This window comes from Pseudacidovorax intermedius (assembly GCF_003350475.1).
In the GTDB taxonomy this organism is placed as follows: domain Bacteria; phylum Pseudomonadota; class Gammaproteobacteria; order Burkholderiales; family Burkholderiaceae_C; genus Xenophilus; species Xenophilus intermedius.
Window position 1 is genome coordinate 1,462,869 of sequence record NZ_QQAV01000001.1, and the last position, 15,943, is coordinate 1,478,811.

At 71.5% G+C, this 15,943-nt stretch carries 14 protein-coding genes; 8 read left to right on the forward strand and 6 right to left on the reverse strand.

The window, feature by feature from the left end; all coding sequences use genetic code 11:
* Window positions 1-35: 35 nt before the first annotated feature.
* Window positions 36-263 (forward strand): hypothetical protein, encoded by a 228-nt coding sequence (locus tag DFR41_RS06505; protein ID WP_017760245.1) that lies wholly within the window; start codon window positions 36-38, stop codon window positions 261-263.
* A gap of 73 nt (window positions 264-336) precedes the next feature.
* On the opposite strand, the gene priA is transcribed toward DFR41_RS06505, so the two are convergent.
* The 5 genes from priA to DFR41_RS06530 all read right to left on the reverse strand — a co-directional run bounded on the left by priA (window position 337) and on the right by DFR41_RS06530 (window position 8,182).
* Window positions 337-2,463: a replication restart helicase PriA gene (gene priA, locus DFR41_RS06510; RefSeq protein WP_211322553.1), complete on the reverse strand. Its 2,127-nt coding sequence runs from the start codon at window positions 2,461-2,463 to the stop codon at window positions 337-339.
* A gap of 360 nt (window positions 2,464-2,823) precedes the next feature.
* The gene (hemE, locus tag DFR41_RS06515) at window positions 2,824-3,933 is read right to left on the reverse strand and encodes a uroporphyrinogen decarboxylase (protein WP_114802082.1); all 1,110 of its coding nucleotides are present in this window, start codon (window positions 3,931-3,933) and stop codon (window positions 2,824-2,826) included.
* A gap of 82 nt (window positions 3,934-4,015) precedes the next feature.
* Window positions 4,016-4,726: a thioredoxin family protein gene (locus DFR41_RS06520; protein ID WP_114802083.1), complete on the reverse strand. Its 711-nt coding sequence runs from the start codon at window positions 4,724-4,726 to the stop codon at window positions 4,016-4,018.
* A 250-nt stretch (window positions 4,727-4,976) separates the two neighbouring features.
* Complete coding sequence (locus DFR41_RS06525; protein ID WP_114802084.1) at window positions 4,977-7,241, reverse strand: protein-disulfide reductase DsbD family protein; 2,265 nt, start codon at window positions 7,239-7,241, stop codon at window positions 4,977-4,979.
* 122 nt (window positions 7,242-7,363) lie between these two features.
* A complete protein-coding gene (locus DFR41_RS06530; RefSeq protein WP_114802085.1) occupies window positions 7,364-8,182 on the reverse strand; it encodes an alanyl-tRNA editing protein in 819 nt (272 codons plus the stop codon).
* Window positions 8,183-8,301: 119 nt separating this feature from the next.
* On the opposite strand from DFR41_RS06530, the gene DFR41_RS06535 reads away from it, so the two are divergent.
* Window positions 8,302-9,630 (forward strand): PQQ-dependent sugar dehydrogenase, encoded by a 1,329-nt coding sequence (locus tag DFR41_RS06535; RefSeq protein WP_114802086.1) that lies wholly within the window; start codon window positions 8,302-8,304, stop codon window positions 9,628-9,630.
* A gap of 28 nt (window positions 9,631-9,658) precedes the next feature.
* Here the strand turns inward: DFR41_RS06535 and DFR41_RS06540 are convergent, their stop codons facing one another.
* A complete protein-coding gene (locus DFR41_RS06540; protein WP_043115066.1) occupies window positions 9,659-10,504 on the reverse strand; it encodes an IclR family transcriptional regulator in 846 nt (281 codons plus the stop codon).
* A 135-nt stretch (window positions 10,505-10,639) separates the two neighbouring features.
* Between DFR41_RS06540 and DFR41_RS06545 the strand changes: the two genes are divergently transcribed.
* The 6 genes from DFR41_RS06545 to DFR41_RS06570 are packed head-to-tail and all read left to right on the forward strand — an operon-like array spanning window position 10,640 to window position 15,936.
* Window positions 10,640-11,926, forward strand: a complete 1,287-nt coding sequence (locus DFR41_RS06545; RefSeq protein WP_114802087.1) for a 3-isopropylmalate dehydratase large subunit — start codon at window positions 10,640-10,642, stop codon at window positions 11,924-11,926.
* Window positions 11,923-12,495 (forward strand): 3-isopropylmalate dehydratase small subunit, encoded by a 573-nt coding sequence (locus tag DFR41_RS06550; protein ID WP_114802088.1) that lies wholly within the window; start codon window positions 11,923-11,925, stop codon window positions 12,493-12,495. The genes DFR41_RS06545 and DFR41_RS06550 overlap by 4 nt, the downstream gene beginning before the upstream one ends.
* Before the next feature lie 11 nt (window positions 12,496-12,506).
* The gene (locus DFR41_RS06555) at window positions 12,507-13,370 is read left to right on the forward strand and encodes a branched-chain amino acid ABC transporter permease (RefSeq protein WP_017762000.1); all 864 of its coding nucleotides are present in this window, start codon (window positions 12,507-12,509) and stop codon (window positions 13,368-13,370) included.
* 16 nt (window positions 13,371-13,386) lie between these two features.
* Window positions 13,387-14,355: a branched-chain amino acid ABC transporter permease gene (locus DFR41_RS06560; protein ID WP_114802089.1), complete on the forward strand. Its 969-nt coding sequence runs from the start codon at window positions 13,387-13,389 to the stop codon at window positions 14,353-14,355.
* Entirely contained in the window at window positions 14,352-15,209 is an 858-nt protein-coding gene (locus tag DFR41_RS06565; protein ID WP_017759435.1) for an ABC transporter ATP-binding protein, read from the forward strand. Before DFR41_RS06560 ends, DFR41_RS06565 begins: the two co-directional genes overlap by 4 nt.
* Window positions 15,193-15,936, forward strand: coding sequence for an ABC transporter ATP-binding protein (locus DFR41_RS06570; RefSeq protein WP_114802090.1), 744 nt, complete (start codon window positions 15,193-15,195; stop codon window positions 15,934-15,936). The genes DFR41_RS06565 and DFR41_RS06570 overlap by 17 nt, the downstream gene beginning before the upstream one ends.
* The last annotated feature ends 7 nt before the right edge of the window (window positions 15,937-15,943 follow it).

Below are 15,943 nucleotides of genomic sequence, written 5' to 3' on the forward strand. Positions count from 1 at the left end.
GCCTAATGTGAGCGCATGTTTCAGAGGTTCTGATCATGCAGACATGGGTTCGCGTGATGGTCGCCGTGGCGGCACTGGCCGCGGTGGGTGCAATGGCCGCGCACGGCCAGGTGCGATGGGCCGCCGCCCTCCTGGCGGCTAGCGCCGTCCTGCTCGCGATCGGCGCGTGGGCCGTCCGCCTGCGCTCGACGCGCCGGCGGGTGCTCTCCTACGTGCAGGTCATCAAGCCGCCGCTCGGGCACATCGAGCACCGTCAGGCCTGAGGGACGCCGGCACACCGCGCGGGCTGGGGTGACCGTCTCGCGGTGAAAGGCCAAGACGGCGCCGGAGCGCGCCTCAGATCGCCTGAGGATCCACGTCGATCAGCCACCGGATGATCCCCTGCCCCTCCGGACCGCGCCGCAGCGCATGCAGCCGCGGATGCCAGTGCGTCAGCAGGCGCTGCAGCGCCACCCGCGATTCGCTTTCCACCAGCATCTGCGCCCGTTCCACATTGGCCACGCGCTGGATCGCCAGCGGCACCGCCGGATAGCGCTGCACGGCGGCGGCCTCGGGCAGATCGTCCACCGCCGCGCTGGCCGCCGTCAGGAAGGCCTGGGCGGCCTCCTGCGTCCGCGCATCCGCACGCAGCAGCGCCTGGAAGGCGAAGGGCGGCAGGCTGGCGGCGCGCCGCTCTTCCAGCTGCTGTTCGGCAAAGGCCGCGTAGTCATGCCGCCGCAGCGCCGCGAAGAGCGGATGCTGCGGATGGAAGCTCTGGATCCACATCTCCGCCCGGCTGCCCTGTGCCGCCAGCCAGGCGCTGTCGCGGCCCGCGCGGCCGCCCGACTGCATGAGCAGCGAGAACAGCCGCTCCGGCGCCCGGAAGTCGCTGGAGAACAGAGCGCCGTCAGGGTTGATGGCCGCCACCAGCGTGATGCGCCGGAAGTCATGCCCCTTGGCGATCATCTGCGTGCCCACCAGCACGTCCACGGCGCCGTCGTGCACCTGCGCCAGCTGCTGGGCCAGGGCGCCCTCGTGCCGGGTGCTGTCGGCATCGATGCGGGCGATGCGCACCGGCCCGCCGCCCTCGCCCTCGGGCCGCTGCACGCCCGCCAGCAATTCGGCCAGTTCCTCCTCCAGCCGTTCGGTGCCGCGGCCCACGGGGGCGATGTCCAGGTTGCCGCAGGCCGGGCAGGCGCGGGGCACGCGTTCGGCAAAGCCGCAGTGGTGGCAGCGCAGGCTCCGGTCGATCTTGTGGAAGACGCGGTAGGCGCTGCAGTGCGGGCATTCGCTCTTCCAGCCGCAGTCGCCGCAGGCCAGCACGGGGGCATAGCCTCGGCGGTTGAGCAGCAGCATGCTCTGCTCGCCGCGGGCCACGCGCTGGGCGATGGCGTCCACCAGCGCCGCCGACAGCCGGGTGCGCGGCGGCTGCAGGTTCATGTCCACCAGCCGGACGGTGGGCAGGTCGCCGGCCCCGACGCGGCTGGGCATGGACAGGCGCCGGTAGCGGCCCCCGGCATCGCCGTCCGACGGCGGGCGGCTGCCCCACCAGCTTTCCAGCGACGGCGTGGCCGAGCCCAGCAGCACCCGGGCGCCTTCGCGCCGCCCCCGCCACACGGCGAGGTCGCGGGCGGAATAGCGGGCGCCTTCCTGCTGCTTGTAGCTGGGGTCGTGTTCCTCATCGACGACGAGCAGCGCCAGCCGGGGCAGGCTGGCGAAGATGGCCATGCGCGTGCCCAGCACGATGCGGGCGCGGCCCAGGTGTGCCGCCAGCCAGCTGGCCAGGCGCTGGGGATTCGTCATGCCGCTGTGCATCGACACCACCGCGCCCGGGCCGTAGACCGGCGCGAAGCGGGCGACGAAGCGGGCCTCCAGCTGGGGCGTGAGGTTGATCTCCGGCACCATCACCAGGGCCTGCGCCTCGGGGTCGGCCTCCAGCAGCTCGGCCACGGCCTGCAGGTAGACCTCGGTCTTGCCGCTGCCGGTGCTGCCGTGCAGCAGGAAGACGCCCGCATCGCCCGCGCGCAGTTCGGCCAGCACGGCCGCCTGCTCGGCGGTGGGCGGGCGGGGCGCGTCGCCTTCCACGGGCGCCGCCGCAGCCTTGGGCTGGCGGGCCAGCCGCCGCGCGAGCTGGTCGGCACCCAGCTCCCGCAACTGGGGCGGCAGGCCGGCCAGCGCCACTTCGCCGATGGCGCGCTGGTAATAGCGGGCCGCGAATTCCACCAGGTCGCGCCAGCCGGCCGACAGGGGCGGCAGGCCCTCCAGCACGGCGGCCACGGCGCGCAGGGTGGTGCCTGCGGGCTCCTCCCCGGCCTCGCCCCACACCACGCCCAACACCTCGCGCTGGCCCAGCGGCACGCGCACCAGCGCCCCTGCCGGCACCGGGCTTGGCGTGATGTAGGTCAAAGGTTCGGAGATGCCGCTGTGGGCCGGCGTCTGCACCGCCACCCGCACGCGAACCCCGGTTTGGGACGCTTCGTTCATGCTTGTTTCGACAAGCAACATCTAAGTGTTTGATTTTTCGGGAGTTTGGCAGTCATCCAGAGTTCCTGTGGATAACTTTGTTGATAGGCGGCTGCGAAGGCCGCCAAAGCCCGTCAAATCAAGGCCTTGGCCAGATTGCCCGTAAAAAGGGCAGGGTGACGAATCCATACGAATCAATCACTTAGCAGTGCTGGACGGCAGGGGCTCCGCCATGGCAGTGTCCCGGTGTTATGGCGCACCGCAGCACGAACTTTGTGCATAAGTAATGGCACGGAGGCTTGACAAAGCGCCAAAAACCCTGCCGGTGCCCGTCCCATGCGGGCTGGCTGCTCCCTCAATGCATGCAGCGGCGGCCGGCCGTCATGCAGTCCGCTGGGCGCGCGAATGCCGATGAACGGCCTCCACCAGCGCCGCGACATGCTCGGGCGGCGTGAACTGGCTGATGCCGTGGCCCAGGTTGAAGATGTGGGTCGGGCCGGTGGTGGCCGGATCGCGGTGCGGCGCACCGAAACGGTCGAGCAGGCGCACGGCCTCGGCCGCCACCCGGCCGGGCGGCGCGAACAGCACATTGGGGTCGAGGTTGCCCTGCAGCGCCTTGCCATTCGGGCCCTCGCCCACGCGGGCGCGGGCCACGGCCAGGTCGACCGTCCAGTCCAGGCCGAGCACCTCGCAGTCGAGCGTGGAGGCCATGGCCTCCAGCCACAGGCCGCCGCCCTTGGTGAACACGATGCGCGGCACGCGCTGGCCGTCCGCGCCCTCGCGCTTGAGCTGCGACAGCACGCGCGCGGTGTAGGCCAGGCTGAATTCGTGGAAGGCCCCGTCGGCCAGGGCCCCTCCCCAGCTGTCGAACACCATCACCGCCTGCGCGCCGGCGTCGATCTGGGCGTTGAGGTAGGCGGCCACGGCGTCGGCATTGACGGCCAGCATGCGGTGCATCAGGTCCGGGCGGCCGTACATCAGCGCCTTGGCATGCCGCCAGTCACTGGAGCCGCTGCCTTCGACCATGTAGCAGGCCAGCGTCCACGGGCTGCCCGAGAAGCCGATCAGCGGCACGCGGCCGGCCAGCGCGCGGCGGATGGAGGCCACGGCATCGAACACATAGCGCAGCCGCTCCAGGTCGGGCACCTGCAGGGCGTCGACCGCCGCCTCGTCGCGCACGGTGCGCGCGAAGCGCGGGCCTTCGCCGGCCTCGAAGGACAGCCCCAGCCCCATGGCGTCGGGCACGGTGAGGATGTCGGAAAACAGGATCGCCGCGTCCAGCGGGAAGCGGTCCAGCGGTTGCAGCGTGACCTCGGTCGCGTAGTCGACGTTGGTGGCCAGACCCATGAAGCTGCCGGCCCGGGCGCGGGTGGCGACGTACTCCGGCAGGTAGCGGCCGGCCTGGCGCATCAGCCAGATGGGCGTGTGGTCGGTGGCCTGACGCCAGCAGGCGCGCAGGAAGCTGTCGTTCTGGAGGGGGGCGAAGGGCATCGTCGGATTGTCGCAGCGGTGCCCCGGAGCGTGACGGACTTGGCGGCGGCCGTGGCTGGCGCCCCGCCGCCGCCGGCCTCGCTCAACCCGTGCGGTACTTGATCGAGCAGCCGTAGGGCTTGGTGCTCGCCACCGAGATCGGGCGGCCGCCGAAGGCATCGGCCAACGCCTGGTTCACGTAGTTGGTCGCGGTCCTGATGTCGTCGGGTCGCGCCGAGGCGATGCTGTCGATGCCGCCGGCGTACACCAGCACGCCCTGGGGGTCGATGATGAAGATGTGCGGCGTGGTGCGCGCGCCGTAGGCCTGGCCCACGATGCCGTCCTCGTCCATGAGCACGGCGGTGGGGGCGCCCGACTGGGCCTTCATCCAGGCGGCCAGTTCGGCCGGCGGCAGGTAGTCGCTGGCGGCGCGCTCGGTGGAGTTGATGGCCAGCCATACCGCGCCCCGCGCGGTGGCGGCCTTCTGCGTGGCGGGCATGTTCCCGCTGCCGTAGTGCTTGCGCACGAACGGGCAGCCGGGGTTGGTCCATTCGAGCACCACGTACTTGCCGGCAAAGTCGGACAGCTGGTGGCGCTGGCCGTTGGTGTCCACGGCAACAAAGTCGGGCGCCTTCTGGCCCACGGTCGGGGCGGCATGCGCCTGGGCATTGATCAGCAGGCTGGCGCCCAGGGCCATGGCGGCCGTCATCACGGCGCGGCGCGAGGCACGGGAGAGGGCGGCACGGGCCGCACGGACATTGCGCGCGGCGCGCTCGGTGCGCGATAGGTTGGATGGCGACGGCGAGGTCGACATGGGTGGATCAGCTCCTCACGACGGAAGGGGCCGTTGCACGGGCGTCGGGCGCCGTGGCGGCCGGGTTGAATGATGAAGCGCAACGGGAGCTTAGACCGCTTTCTTGAAGCCGGCGCGACAACCTGTACGGGGCGGGGGAAATCGTCTTGCCGCTTGCGTCGAACCTTGCACGCCGTTCGGTCGCTGCATTGTTCGGGACCGACCCCCGCCGTCCATGGCCTGTTGACGCAAAACACCCGGCGGCGCGGGACTACAGCGTGCGCAGCGCCTCGCGCACCTCGGCGGGTGAGAGCAGCTCGCTCAGCACCACCGGCGCCTGCCCCGGCGCCTGCAGCACGTACACCGGCACGCCATTGCGCCCCAGCGCATTCAGCGCGGCCGCGATGGCCGGATCGCGCCGGGTCCAGTCGGCGCGCAGCAGCTGCACGCCGCGCGCGTCGAAGTCGGCCAGCAACTCGGCATTGCCCAGCGTGGTCTTCTTGTTGACCTGGCAGGTGACGCACCAGGCGGCGGTGAAGTCGATGAACACCGGCTTGCCCTCGGCCTGCAGCTGCGCCACGCGCTCGGCCGACCAGGGCTGCCAACGCGCCTCGGACGACGCGCCGCCCGCCGTGGCTTGTGGCGCGGGTGCCATCTGCAGCAGCAGCGGCCCGAAGCTGGCGGCCAGCGCCGCGAAGCCCAGCGCCAGCGCCCCGCCCAGCAGCAGCCGGGTGCGGCCGGCCAGGGTGCCCAGTGCCCAGACCACCGCGCTGCCGGCCACCAGCAGGGCCAGCAGCGCGCCGGCGCCATCGATGCCGGCCTGCTGGCCCAGCACCCACACCAGCCAGGCGACGGTGGCGAACATCGGGAAGGCCAGCAGCCGGCGCAGCGTGTCCATCCATGGGCCGGGCTTCGGCAGCAGCCTTGCCACCGCCGGCACGAAGCCGGCCAGCAGGTAGGGCAGGGCCAGGCCCAGCCCCAGTGCGGCGAAGAGCAGCAGCGCCTGCGGCGCCGGCAGGCCGATGGCCAGGCCCAGCGAGGCCCCCATGAACGGCGCCGTGCAGGGCGAGGCGACCAGCACCGCCAGCACGCCGGAGAGGAAGTCGTTCAGCACCGGATGGCGGACCTGCGCACCCGCCAGCCGCGCTGGCGCGAGCATGCCCACCTCGAAGACGCCCGCCAGGTTGAGCCCCAGCAGCGTGAACAGCCCGGCCAGCGCCGCCACCATGCCGGGCGACTGCAGCTGGAAGCCCCAGCCCAGTTGGGCGCCCGCCGCGCGCAGCGCGATCAGCAGCCCGCCCAGGGCCAGCAGGCTGAGCACCACGCCGGCGCTGTAGGCCAGGGCGGCACGCCGATGGCCGCGCCGGTCGTCGGCATGGCGGGTGAAGCCCAGCACCTTGATTGCCAAGACCGGGAAGACGCAGGGCATCAGGTTCAGCAGCAGGCCGCCGGCGAAGGCGCCCAGCAGGGCCAGCAGCAGGCCGGCCGGTGCGACCGGCGTCGGCGCCACGGTCGCGGCCGGGCGGGCATTGGCGTCGAGCGCCGCCTGCAGCGCGGGCGATACGGTGGCGGGTGCGCCCACGGCGGGCCAGCGGCCATCGACCGCGGCGTCCACCCGCCAGCCCACCGGCTGGCCAGCGGCCTCGGCCTTTTTGCGGTCCTCGCCGGTGAGGGCCAGCACCAGCGGCATGCGTGCCGGGCTGGCCGAGCGCTGGTCGGCCACCGGGAACTGCGCCGTCCACACGCCGCCCTCCCAGCGTTGCTGCCAGTCGGTGCCGGTGACGGCGCCGTTGCGCAACACCTCGGCGGTCTCGGGCATCAGATCCAGCGTGCGGCCCCGGGCGGCGGCGGGCAGGCCCTCGACGCGCAGCGCCAGGCTGCGGGCGTCGGCGGCGAGCTTGGCCGTGGCGGGCGATTCGACGGCCACCGGCCGTGCGGCCCAGGCGGCATCGAACTCGGCCCCATGGCCGGCGGTGGAACTGCGCACCGGCAGATCCAGCCGGAATTCGCCGTCCTCGGGAATGCATTCCTTGCGGCACACCAGCCAGGTGGCCGACAGCCGGATCGGCAGCGTGGCGGTGCCGGTGAGCGTGGTGGGTGGGCGGAAGTCCGGTGCCACCGCCACGGGCACCGGCAGCAGCACCTCGTTCTCGTAGCCGTAGTTGGCCAGGCTGCCGATGAAGAGCTTGTGCGGCACCGGCCAGTCGACCTCGCCGGCATCCAGGCCCGGGGGCAGTTGCCAGCGCAGCTCGGTGGGCAGGCCGGAGTCGCCGGCGTTCTTCCAGTAGGTGTGCCACTCGGGCTGGTGGCTGATCTTCAGGCCCAGCCAGACGGTGGCGCCGGGGCCTACGCCCTGTGGCGCCTGGGCCACCAGCTCGGCGCGCACATGCGGCGTGGTGACGACGGCGCTGCCGCCGCCGTTGCTGCCGGGCGTGAGCTGGGCGGAGGCGCGGGGCAGCAGGCCCGCGGCCAGCAGGAAGGCCGCGAAGAACGGCAGCAGCCAGCGGGCAGGGAGAAGGGAGTGGGCGGTGCGCATGCGCGGGGTCGGAGCGGGGCCCGGGCCTGAAGTTCCGGCCGCCAGGGTTGTCGATCTGTTCTTGCCGCCAGCCGCGGTGCATTCGTCCACGGCGTAGGCCGCCGCGTGCCGCCAGACCGCCATCACGCCCCCTCGGCGAAGGCCAACACCACGCGCCGGGCCTGCGCGCCCTTCTTCTCGACCTTGGCCACGCGCAGCGCGCCGATCTCGCCGATGTTGGCCACATGCGTGCCGCCGCAGGGCTGCAGGTCGATGGGCGCCTCGGCGCTGCCGACGCGGATGGTGCGCACCGTGCCGCTGCCGCGCGGCGGCTGCACGCTCATACTCTTGACCAGGCCGGGGTTGGCGTCCAGCTCGGCATCGGCGACGCGGCCCACGGTCACCGGCAGGGCCTGGGCCACCAGCGCGGCCAGGCCCTCGGCCAGCGCGGCGGCGTCCAGCGCCTCGCTCATGTGGAAGTCCACGCGCACCGCCTCGGGCGTGATGGAACAGCCGTTGACCGGCTGAGCCACCAGGTGGCAGAGCAGATGGCTGGCGGTATGCAGCCGCATCATGCGGTGGCGACGCTCCCAATCGATGGCGGCCGTGACGGTGTCGCCGGGCGCGATCCGCGCAAGAAGGGCGTCCTGCCCCGGCGCGGCCAGGTGCCAGATCTCGGCCGTGGGCCGGCCTTCCGCGTCCTTGCCCTTGCGCGTGTCGGCGATGGCCAGCTCGGTGCCATCAGCCAGCCGCAGCACGCCGCTGTCGCCGGCCTGGCCACCGCCCAGCGGATAGAACACGGTGCGGTCCAGCACCACGGTGCCGGCCGCGGCGTCCACCCGCCGCACGCGGGCGGGGCATTCGCGCAGGTAGGCGTCGGCGCGGAACAGGTCGTCGGTGGGGGTGGGCGGGGTGGCAGGCGCGGCCGGCGAGGGCGCGGCCGCGATGGCGTCGGCGGTCATTCGTCGATGGTAGCCCTGGGGCCCGGGCAGGCAGGCGGACGCGGGCAGTGTCCGGCTTCCGGTGAGGCGCGGCCTGCGACTACATGCGCCGCCTGAGGTCGCCACGATCATTCGCGCCCATGATGCGCACCGCCACCCTCACCCTTGCCGCTGCCGCGGTGCTGGCCCTGGCCGGCTGCGGCGACACCGCCAAGCTGCCCTTCGAGGCCGGCACCGGCCCCAACCCGCAGCTGCCCGCACCCAACAAGACGCTGTTGCCCACCATGAAGGTGGCGCCCGCCACCGGCTGGCAGGACACCGCCGCGCCCACGCCGCTGCCCGGCTTCAAGGTGACGGCCCTGGCACGCGGCCTGGACCATCCGCGCTGGGTCTACACGTTGTCCAACGGCGATGTGCTGGTGGCCGAAAGCGACCGGCCTCGCAATGCAGAGCCCAAACCGGGCGGCTTCTTCGACAAGATCAAGGAGAAGGTCACCGGCCTGGTGATGAAGCGCGCAGGCTCCGGCACGCCTAGCGCCGACCGCATCACCCTGCTGCGCGACGCCGATGGCGACGGCGTGGCCGAGACGCGCACGGTCTTCGCGAGCGGCCTGACCTCGCCCTTCGGCATGGCGCTGGTGGGCAACGAGCTGTTCGTGGCCAATGCCGATGCACTGGTCAAGCTGCCCTACACCGAAGGCCAGACGCAGGCCGGCGGCCCGGCCGTGAAGGTGACGGACCTGCCCGCCAGCTTCAACCACCACTGGACCAAGAACGTTCTCGCCAGCCGCGACGGCGCCAAGCTCTACGTCACCGTGGGCAGCAACAGCAACATCGCCGACTACGGCATGCAGCACGAAGAAGGCCGCGCCGCCATCTGGGAGGTGGACCGCGCCACCGGCGCCAAGCGCCTCATGGCCAGCGGCCTGCGGAACCCCAACGGCATGGCCTGGGAGCCCGACACGAATGTGCTGTGGACGGTGGTCAACGAGCGCGACGAGATCGGCAGCGACCTGGTGCCCGACTACCTGACCTCGGTGCGCGACGGCGGCTTCTACGGCTGGCCCTGGAGCTACTGGGGCGGCGTGGTCGACACCCGCGTGCAGCCGCAGCAGCCCGAGAAGGTGGCGACCGCCATCCGTCCGGACTATGCGCTGGGCAACCATGTCGCGCCGCTGGGCCTGGCCTTCTCCAGCGCGCGGGGCATGCCGGAGGAATTCGCCAACGGCGCCTTCATCGGCGAGCACGGCTCGTGGAACCGCAATCCGCCCTCGGGCTACCGCGTGAGCTTCGTGCCCTTCATCGGCGGCAAGCCCAGCGGCGCGCCGCGCGAGTTCCTCACCGGCTTCCTCTCGGCGGACGGCAAGGCGCTGGGCCGGCCGGTGGGCGTGGCCCTGGACAAGTCGGGCGCCCTGCTGGTGGCCGACGACGTGGGCGGCGCGGTGTGGCGCGTGTCGCGGGCCCGTTGATCCCGGCCGGCTCGCCTGTCGTGCCCGGCTAGCTGCCGCCCGCCTCGGGCGGCAGCAGCGCGTGCGCCGTCATGTCGGCGCAGATCAGCCGCACCTGCCGCTGCACCTCGCGGGCGATCTCCTCGCGCCGCTCGGCCGTCAGCCGCCCCGAGATCGCGGCCACGCTGATGGCCGCCACCGGGTTGTCCGGCGGAAAGGCCACGCCGATGGCCGCCGTGCCCGGCGTCACCACGCTGTCCAGAAACGAGTAGCCCTGCTGCCGCCCCTGGGCGACGACCTCGCGCAGGAAGTCGGCCGAGAAGGAGGCGTACTTCTCGTAGCGGTGGCCGTTGGCCTGGATGATCGACTCCGCCTCTGAGGCCGGCATGGCGCACAGCATGGCCAGGCCGCCCGCGCCCACGCCCAGCGGCCGGCGGATGCCGATGTCCAGCGGCAAGGCCTTGATCGGGTAGTCGCCCAGCGCACGGTTGGTGCACACCGCCTCCAGGCCGCTGCGCTCGCTCAGGTAGAGCGTGTCCTGCGTGGTCTCGGCCAGCCGGTGCAGGGCCGCGTCGCACATCTCGCTGAGCCGGTAACGCGGACGTGCCAGCAGACCCAGCTCGTGCAGCAAAGGCCCCAGGTAGTACTTGCGGGTGCGCGCATCGCGGTCGACCAGGCCTTCCAGCTCCAGCCGCGCGAGCATGCGGAAGCAGGTGCTCTGCGGCAGCCCGCTGGTGGCCGCCACCTCACCGATGCGCATGCCGTTGCGACCGCGGGACGCCACAACGCGGAGCATGTTGACCACCCGCTCGATGCTCTGCGTCCCGGTGCGCGACTGTCCACCTTGTGGCGGTCCGTCTGCGCCTTCGGCTGCTTCCTCGTTCTCTTCACTCATGTAGGCTTTGTAGTTTGCATCCACATTGTGGGCAATCTAGGGTTAACCGCATCAGGGTGAACCGGGTGCACGCTCTGTAATTCATCCATGGGCGCCGAACAAGGCGCCACATTGTGGATAAGGAGACGAGGCGCCATGCCCCAGACGATGACCGAGAAGATCCTGGCCCGCGTGGCCGGGCTGCCTGCCGTGAAGGCCGGTGACGAGATCCTGGCCCGGCCGGATTTCGTGATCGCCTACGACTTCCCCGGCTACACCGACGTGTTCTTCAAGGAGGCCCGCGAGGAGTTCGGCGTCGAGAAGGTCACGAGCCCCGAGCGCTTCGTGCTCTTCATCGACCACATGGTCCCGGCCGCCGCGCCCAAGGAAGAAGAGCTGCACCGCGTCACCCGCGCCTGGGGCGCGGAGCAGGGCGTGCCGGTGCATGAGCGCGAGGGCATCGGCCACCAGGTGTCGGCCGAACTGGGCTATGCCACGCCAGGCGCCTTCGCGGTGCATTTCGACGGCCATGTGAGTCAGCTGGGCGCCTTCGGCACCCTGGCCTTCGGCGCCCGCAAGAGCGTGCTCGAGACCTTCGTGAGCGAGAAGATGGCGCTCACGGTGCCCGCCACCGTCAAGGTCGAGCTCACGGGCACGCTGCAGCCGGGCGTGATGGCGCGCGACGTGTTCCACCACATGGTGCGGGTGATGGGCCCGTCCTCCTGCCGCTTCAAGGTGGTGGAGCTCAGCGGCCCGGTGATCGACGCCATGAGCATCGAAGGCCGTCAGACCATCTGCGGCCAGGCCATGTTCCTGGGCGCCACCACTATGCTGATCGCGCCCGACGCCAAGACGCTGGCGTACACCCGCGAGCGGGCCAAGATCGCGCTCGACCCGGTGTATCCCGATGCCGACGCCGTGTACGAGCGTGTGGTGCAGATCGACGTCTCGGCGCTGGAGCCCATCGTCGTGGCGCCGCCCAGCCCCGCCAACACGCGCGACCTGGCCGACTATGCCGGCCTGGAGGTGCATACCGGCTACCTGGGCTCCTGCGCCAGCGGCCGGCTGGAGGACCTGCGCGCCGCCGCCGACGTGCTGCGCGGCAAGCGCATCAAGCCGGGCTTCCAGCTGCATGTGGTGCCGACCTCGCAGGCCATCATGTCGCAGGCCGCGCGCGAAGGCCTGATCGCCACGTTGGTCGATGCCGGCGCCTTCATCAGCTCGTCGAGCTGCGACTACTGCTACGGTCGGATCGCCACCATGGCCGACGGCCAGCGCGCGGTGTCCACGGGCACGCTCAACACCCCCGGCCGCATGGGCAGCTCGGACACGGAGATCTTCCTGTGCAACGCGGCGGTGGTCGCCGCCTCGGCGCTGGAAGGGCGCATCGCCGACCCGCGGCCCTACCTGGCGGCCGCCGCCGCCGAAGGGAGCGCGGCATGAGCGTCCAACTGCCCAACCTCGAAGGCCGCGCGGCCTGGATCTTCACCGAGGACGACTACGACATCGACCTCATCGTCGGCATCAAGAACATCAAGATCACCGACATCCACGAGCTGGCCGCGGTCACCATGACCAGCTACGACCCGCAGTTCGCCGCCAGCGTGCAAAAGGGCGACCTGCTGGTGGGCGGCCACAACTTCGGCTACGGCCACCCGCACTATCCGGCCATGCGTGCCATGCGCCACCTGGGCGTGGCGGGCGTGATCGCCGAATCCTTCTCGCCCGGCTTCTTCCGCGGCGAGATCAGCATGGGCTTTCCGCTCGTCACCTGCCCGGGCATCCGCGCCGCCACCGAGCGCTGGCAGCGGCTGCGCGTGGACTGGGCGCTTGGCCGCGTGATCAACATCGACACCGGTGCCGAACTGCCCTTCGAGCCGTTGTCGTCGGTGGAGCGCGGCACGCTGGCGGCCGGCGGCTTCGTGCCCTACCTGAAGGCGCGGCTGGCGCGCGAGGCGGCGCAGAAGGCCGCCGCCGCAGACGCCGCCACCACCGGCGCCGCCGCAGGCTGAGGGCGCCGCGCATGCTGCAGATGATCGTCAGCGGCGTCGCCCTGGGCGCCATCTACGGGCTCATCGCCCTGGGCATCGTGATGGTGTTCAAGGCCACGGGCATCCTCAACTTCGCGCATGGCGAGGCCGCCATGCTGTCGGCTTTCACCGCCTGCACGCTGGTGCGCCTGGGCCTGCCGATGTGGGCGGTGGTGCCGCTCACGCTGCTGTTCGGCGCGGCGCTGGGCATGCTGATCGAGCGCTTCATCATCCGGCGCTTCATCGGCAAGGCCCTGCTGTCCTCGGCCATCTGCACGCTGGGGCTGTTCCTGCTGTTCGGCGACATGGCCATCTGGATCTGGGGCAAGGACACGCAGGAGCTGCCGAGCATCTTCCCGAGCACGCCGCTGCAGGTGGGCGATGCCGTGGTGTCGGGCATCGACCTGGGCATCGTGGCCGTGTGCGCCACGCTGGCCGCGGCGCTGTTCGCCTTCTTCCGCTTCACGCGGCTGGGCATCGCCATGCAGGCCACCATGGAGAACCCGGTGGCGGCCCGGCTGATGGGCATTCCCATCAAGCGCATCTATGCGCTGGCCTGGGCGCTGTCGCACGTCATCGCGGCGGCGGCGGGGCTGCTGATCGCGCCGCTGACATTCGTGCACTTCTCGATGATGCAGCACGCCCTGCACTTCGCCTTCGCGGCGGCGGTGCTGGGCGGCATTGGCAGCATGCCGGGCGCGCTGCTGGGTGGCGTGATCATCGGCGTGAGCAGCAACCTCACCGGCGCCTATGTGTCCTCGGCCTGGAAGGACGCCGTCCCCTTCATCGTGATGCTGGCCATCCTGGTGCTGCGCCCGCACGGGCTGCTGGCGCGCCGGCAGGTCAAGAAGGTCTGAGGAGGCGACGACGCGCATGACCCATCTGCTCGACGGCCGCCCCTGGCTGGCCCCCGCCCTGTTCGTGGCCCTGCTGGTGCTGGCGCCGCTGGTGCCGGGCGGCTACGTGCTCTACATCGCCACGCTGGTGCTGATCTACACGCTGGCTTCCTTCGGCACCAACATCCTCACCGGCTACACCAACCTCATCTCGATGGCGGGCGCGGTGTTCTTCGGCATCGGCGCCTATGGCACCGCCATCCTGACGCAGCAGTTCGGCGTGCCGATGCTGCTGGCCATGCTCATCGCCGCGGCCATTGCCACCGTGGTCGGCCTGGTGCTGGCGCTGCCGGTGCTGCGGCTGGAGGAGGTGTTCCTCGCCATCGCCACGCTGGGCTTCGTGATGATCTCGGTGGAGATCGCCAAGTCCGGCGGCGACCTGACCGGCGGCGAGAACGGCATGGGCGCGCCCGGCCCCACGCTCTTCGGCCTGGCGCTGGACGAGCGCGCCTACCACCTGCTGGCCGCCTGCGTGCTGGGCGCCGCCCTCTGGCTGGCGCGCAATCTGGCGCGCAGCCGCTTCGGCCGCGGCTTCCTGGCCATCAAGGGCAGCGAGACGGCGGCCCGCGCGCTGGGCCTCAACACCACGGGCCTCAAGCTGGTGGCCTTCGGCGTCTGCGCCTTCTACACGGGCCTGTCGGGAGCGCTCTATGCGCCGCTGGTGCGCTTCATCGACCCGTCGCTGTTCAACATCATGGTCTCGATCAGCTTCGTGTCGATGGTGATCGTGGGTGGTCTCGGCTCCATCCTGGGCTCGGTGCTGGGCGCCATCTTCGTCATCGGCGCACCGCAGCTGCTCACCTACTTCGGCTTCGACCAGTTCCAGCGTGCGCTGTATGGCGTGGCCATGATCCTGGCGCTGATGTTCCTGCCCGACGGGCTGGCCAGCCTGGTCAAGACGCGCCGCCTGCCCGGCGCCGACGCACCCGGCAAGGAGGGCGCATGATGCGCGCGATCGACGCCCAGGCCACGCCCGCCCGGGGTGCGGCGCGGCCGGCCGGTGCGCCTGCGCCGCTGCTGTCGCTGGCCGGTGTGCGCATGAGCTTCGGCGGCATCGTGGCCGTGCAGGACGTGGGCTTCGACGTCATGCCCGGCACCGTGCATGCGCTCATCGGCCCCAACGGTGCGGGCAAGACCACGATGCTCAACTGCATCAGCCGCTTCTACACGCCGCAGCAGGGCCGCATGGTGCTGCGCACGGCGCAGGGCGAGCACGACCTGCTGCGCCTGAAGGCGCACCAGATCTCGCGCCTGGGCATCGCCCGCACCTTCCAGAACCTGGAGCTCTTCGCCGAGCTGACGGTGTTCGACAACGTGCTCATCGCCCGCTCGCAGGCCATGCGCGCCACGCTGGCCGAGGCCCTGTTCAACCTGCCGCGCCAGCGGCGCGAGGAGCGCGCCGAGCGCGAGCGCGTGCAGGCCCTGCTGGAAGAGCTGCGCCTCGCGCCCCATGCCCACACGCTGGTGCGCGACCTGCCCTACGGCACGCAGAAGCTGGTCGAGCTGGCCCGCGCCATGGCGTTGGAACCCGTGCTGATGCTGCTGGACGAGCCCGCGGCCGGCATGAACAACCGCGAGATCGACGCCCTGGGCGACACGCTGCGCACGCTGCAGGCACGCACCGGCGCCACGCTGCTGCTCATCGAGCACAGCATGCCGCTGGTCATGTCCATCTCCGACACCATCACCGTGATGCACAACGGCGCCTTCCTGGCGCAGGGCACGCCGCGGGAGATCGAATCGCATCCGGCCGTGATCGAGGCCTACCTGGGAGGAGGCAAGAGTGGCCAACGTCGCTGAACCCACGGGCGCCGGGCGCCCGCTGCTGCAGGTGGAGCGGCTCGCGGCCGGCTACGGCAAGATCCGCGCGCTGCACGGCATCGGCCTCACGGTGCACGAGGCCCGCATCGTCTGCGTCCTGGGTGCCAACGGCGCCGGCAAGACCACGCTGATGCGGGTGCTGTCGGGCCTGCTGCCGGTCATGGACGGCACGGTGCAGTTCGACGGCCAGGCCATCGCCAACGTGCCGGCCGAGACGCTGGTGCGCCGCGGCATCGTGCATGTGCCGCAGGGCCGCATGGTGTTCGCGCAGCTGAGCGTGCGCGAGAACCTGATGCTCGGCGGCTACACCCGCCCCGCCGGCGAGGTGCGCGACCACATCACGCATGTGCTGGACTACTTTCCGCGGCTCAAGGAGCGCATCGGCTCGCGCGCCGGCACCCTCTCGGGCGGCGAGCAGCAGATGCTGGCCATCGCCCGCGGCCTGCTGGCGCGGCCGCGGCTGCTGATGCTGGACGAGCCCTCGATGGGCGTGGCGCCCATCCTCAAAGACGCCATCTTCTCCACCCTGCGCGACATCCGCGACCGCGAGCGCCTGACGCTGCTGGTGGTGGAGCAGGACGCCGACATCGCCCTGGACATCTCGGACGAGGGCTATGTGATCGAGACCGGCCGCGTTGTCATGCAGGCCAGCGCGGCCGAACTGGCCGGCAACGAGGACGTCCGCCGCGCCTACCTCGGCGGCTGATGCCGCT

Coding starts and splice junctions, on each gene's coding strand:
- DFR41_RS06505 (WP_017760245.1), top strand. CDS start 36: ATGCAGACATGGGTTCGCGTGATGGTCGCCGTGGCGGCACTGGCCGCG.
- priA (WP_211322553.1), bottom strand. CDS start 2,463: ATGAACGAAGCGTCCCAAACCGGGGTTCGCGTGCGGGTGGCGGTGCAG.
- hemE (WP_114802082.1), bottom strand. CDS start 3,933: ATGCCCTTCGCCCCCCTCCAGAACGACAGCTTCCTGCGCGCCTGCTGG.
- DFR41_RS06520 (WP_114802083.1), bottom strand. CDS start 4,726: ATGTCGACCTCGCCGTCGCCATCCAACCTATCGCGCACCGAGCGCGCC.
- DFR41_RS06525 (WP_114802084.1), bottom strand. CDS start 7,241: ATGCGCACCGCCCACTCCCTTCTCCCTGCCCGCTGGCTGCTGCCGTTC.
- DFR41_RS06530 (WP_114802085.1), bottom strand. CDS start 8,182: ATGACCGCCGACGCCATCGCGGCCGCGCCCTCGCCGGCCGCGCCTGCC.
- DFR41_RS06535 (WP_114802086.1), top strand. CDS start 8,302: ATGATGCGCACCGCCACCCTCACCCTTGCCGCTGCCGCGGTGCTGGCC.
- DFR41_RS06540 (WP_043115066.1), bottom strand. CDS start 10,504: ATGAGTGAAGAGAACGAGGAAGCAGCCGAAGGCGCAGACGGACCGCCA.
- DFR41_RS06545 (WP_114802087.1), top strand. CDS start 10,640: ATGCCCCAGACGATGACCGAGAAGATCCTGGCCCGCGTGGCCGGGCTG.
- DFR41_RS06550 (WP_114802088.1), top strand. CDS start 11,923: ATGAGCGTCCAACTGCCCAACCTCGAAGGCCGCGCGGCCTGGATCTTC.
- DFR41_RS06555 (WP_017762000.1), top strand. CDS start 12,507: ATGCTGCAGATGATCGTCAGCGGCGTCGCCCTGGGCGCCATCTACGGG.
- DFR41_RS06560 (WP_114802089.1), top strand. CDS start 13,387: ATGACCCATCTGCTCGACGGCCGCCCCTGGCTGGCCCCCGCCCTGTTC.
- DFR41_RS06565 (WP_017759435.1), top strand. CDS start 14,352: ATGATGCGCGCGATCGACGCCCAGGCCACGCCCGCCCGGGGTGCGGCG.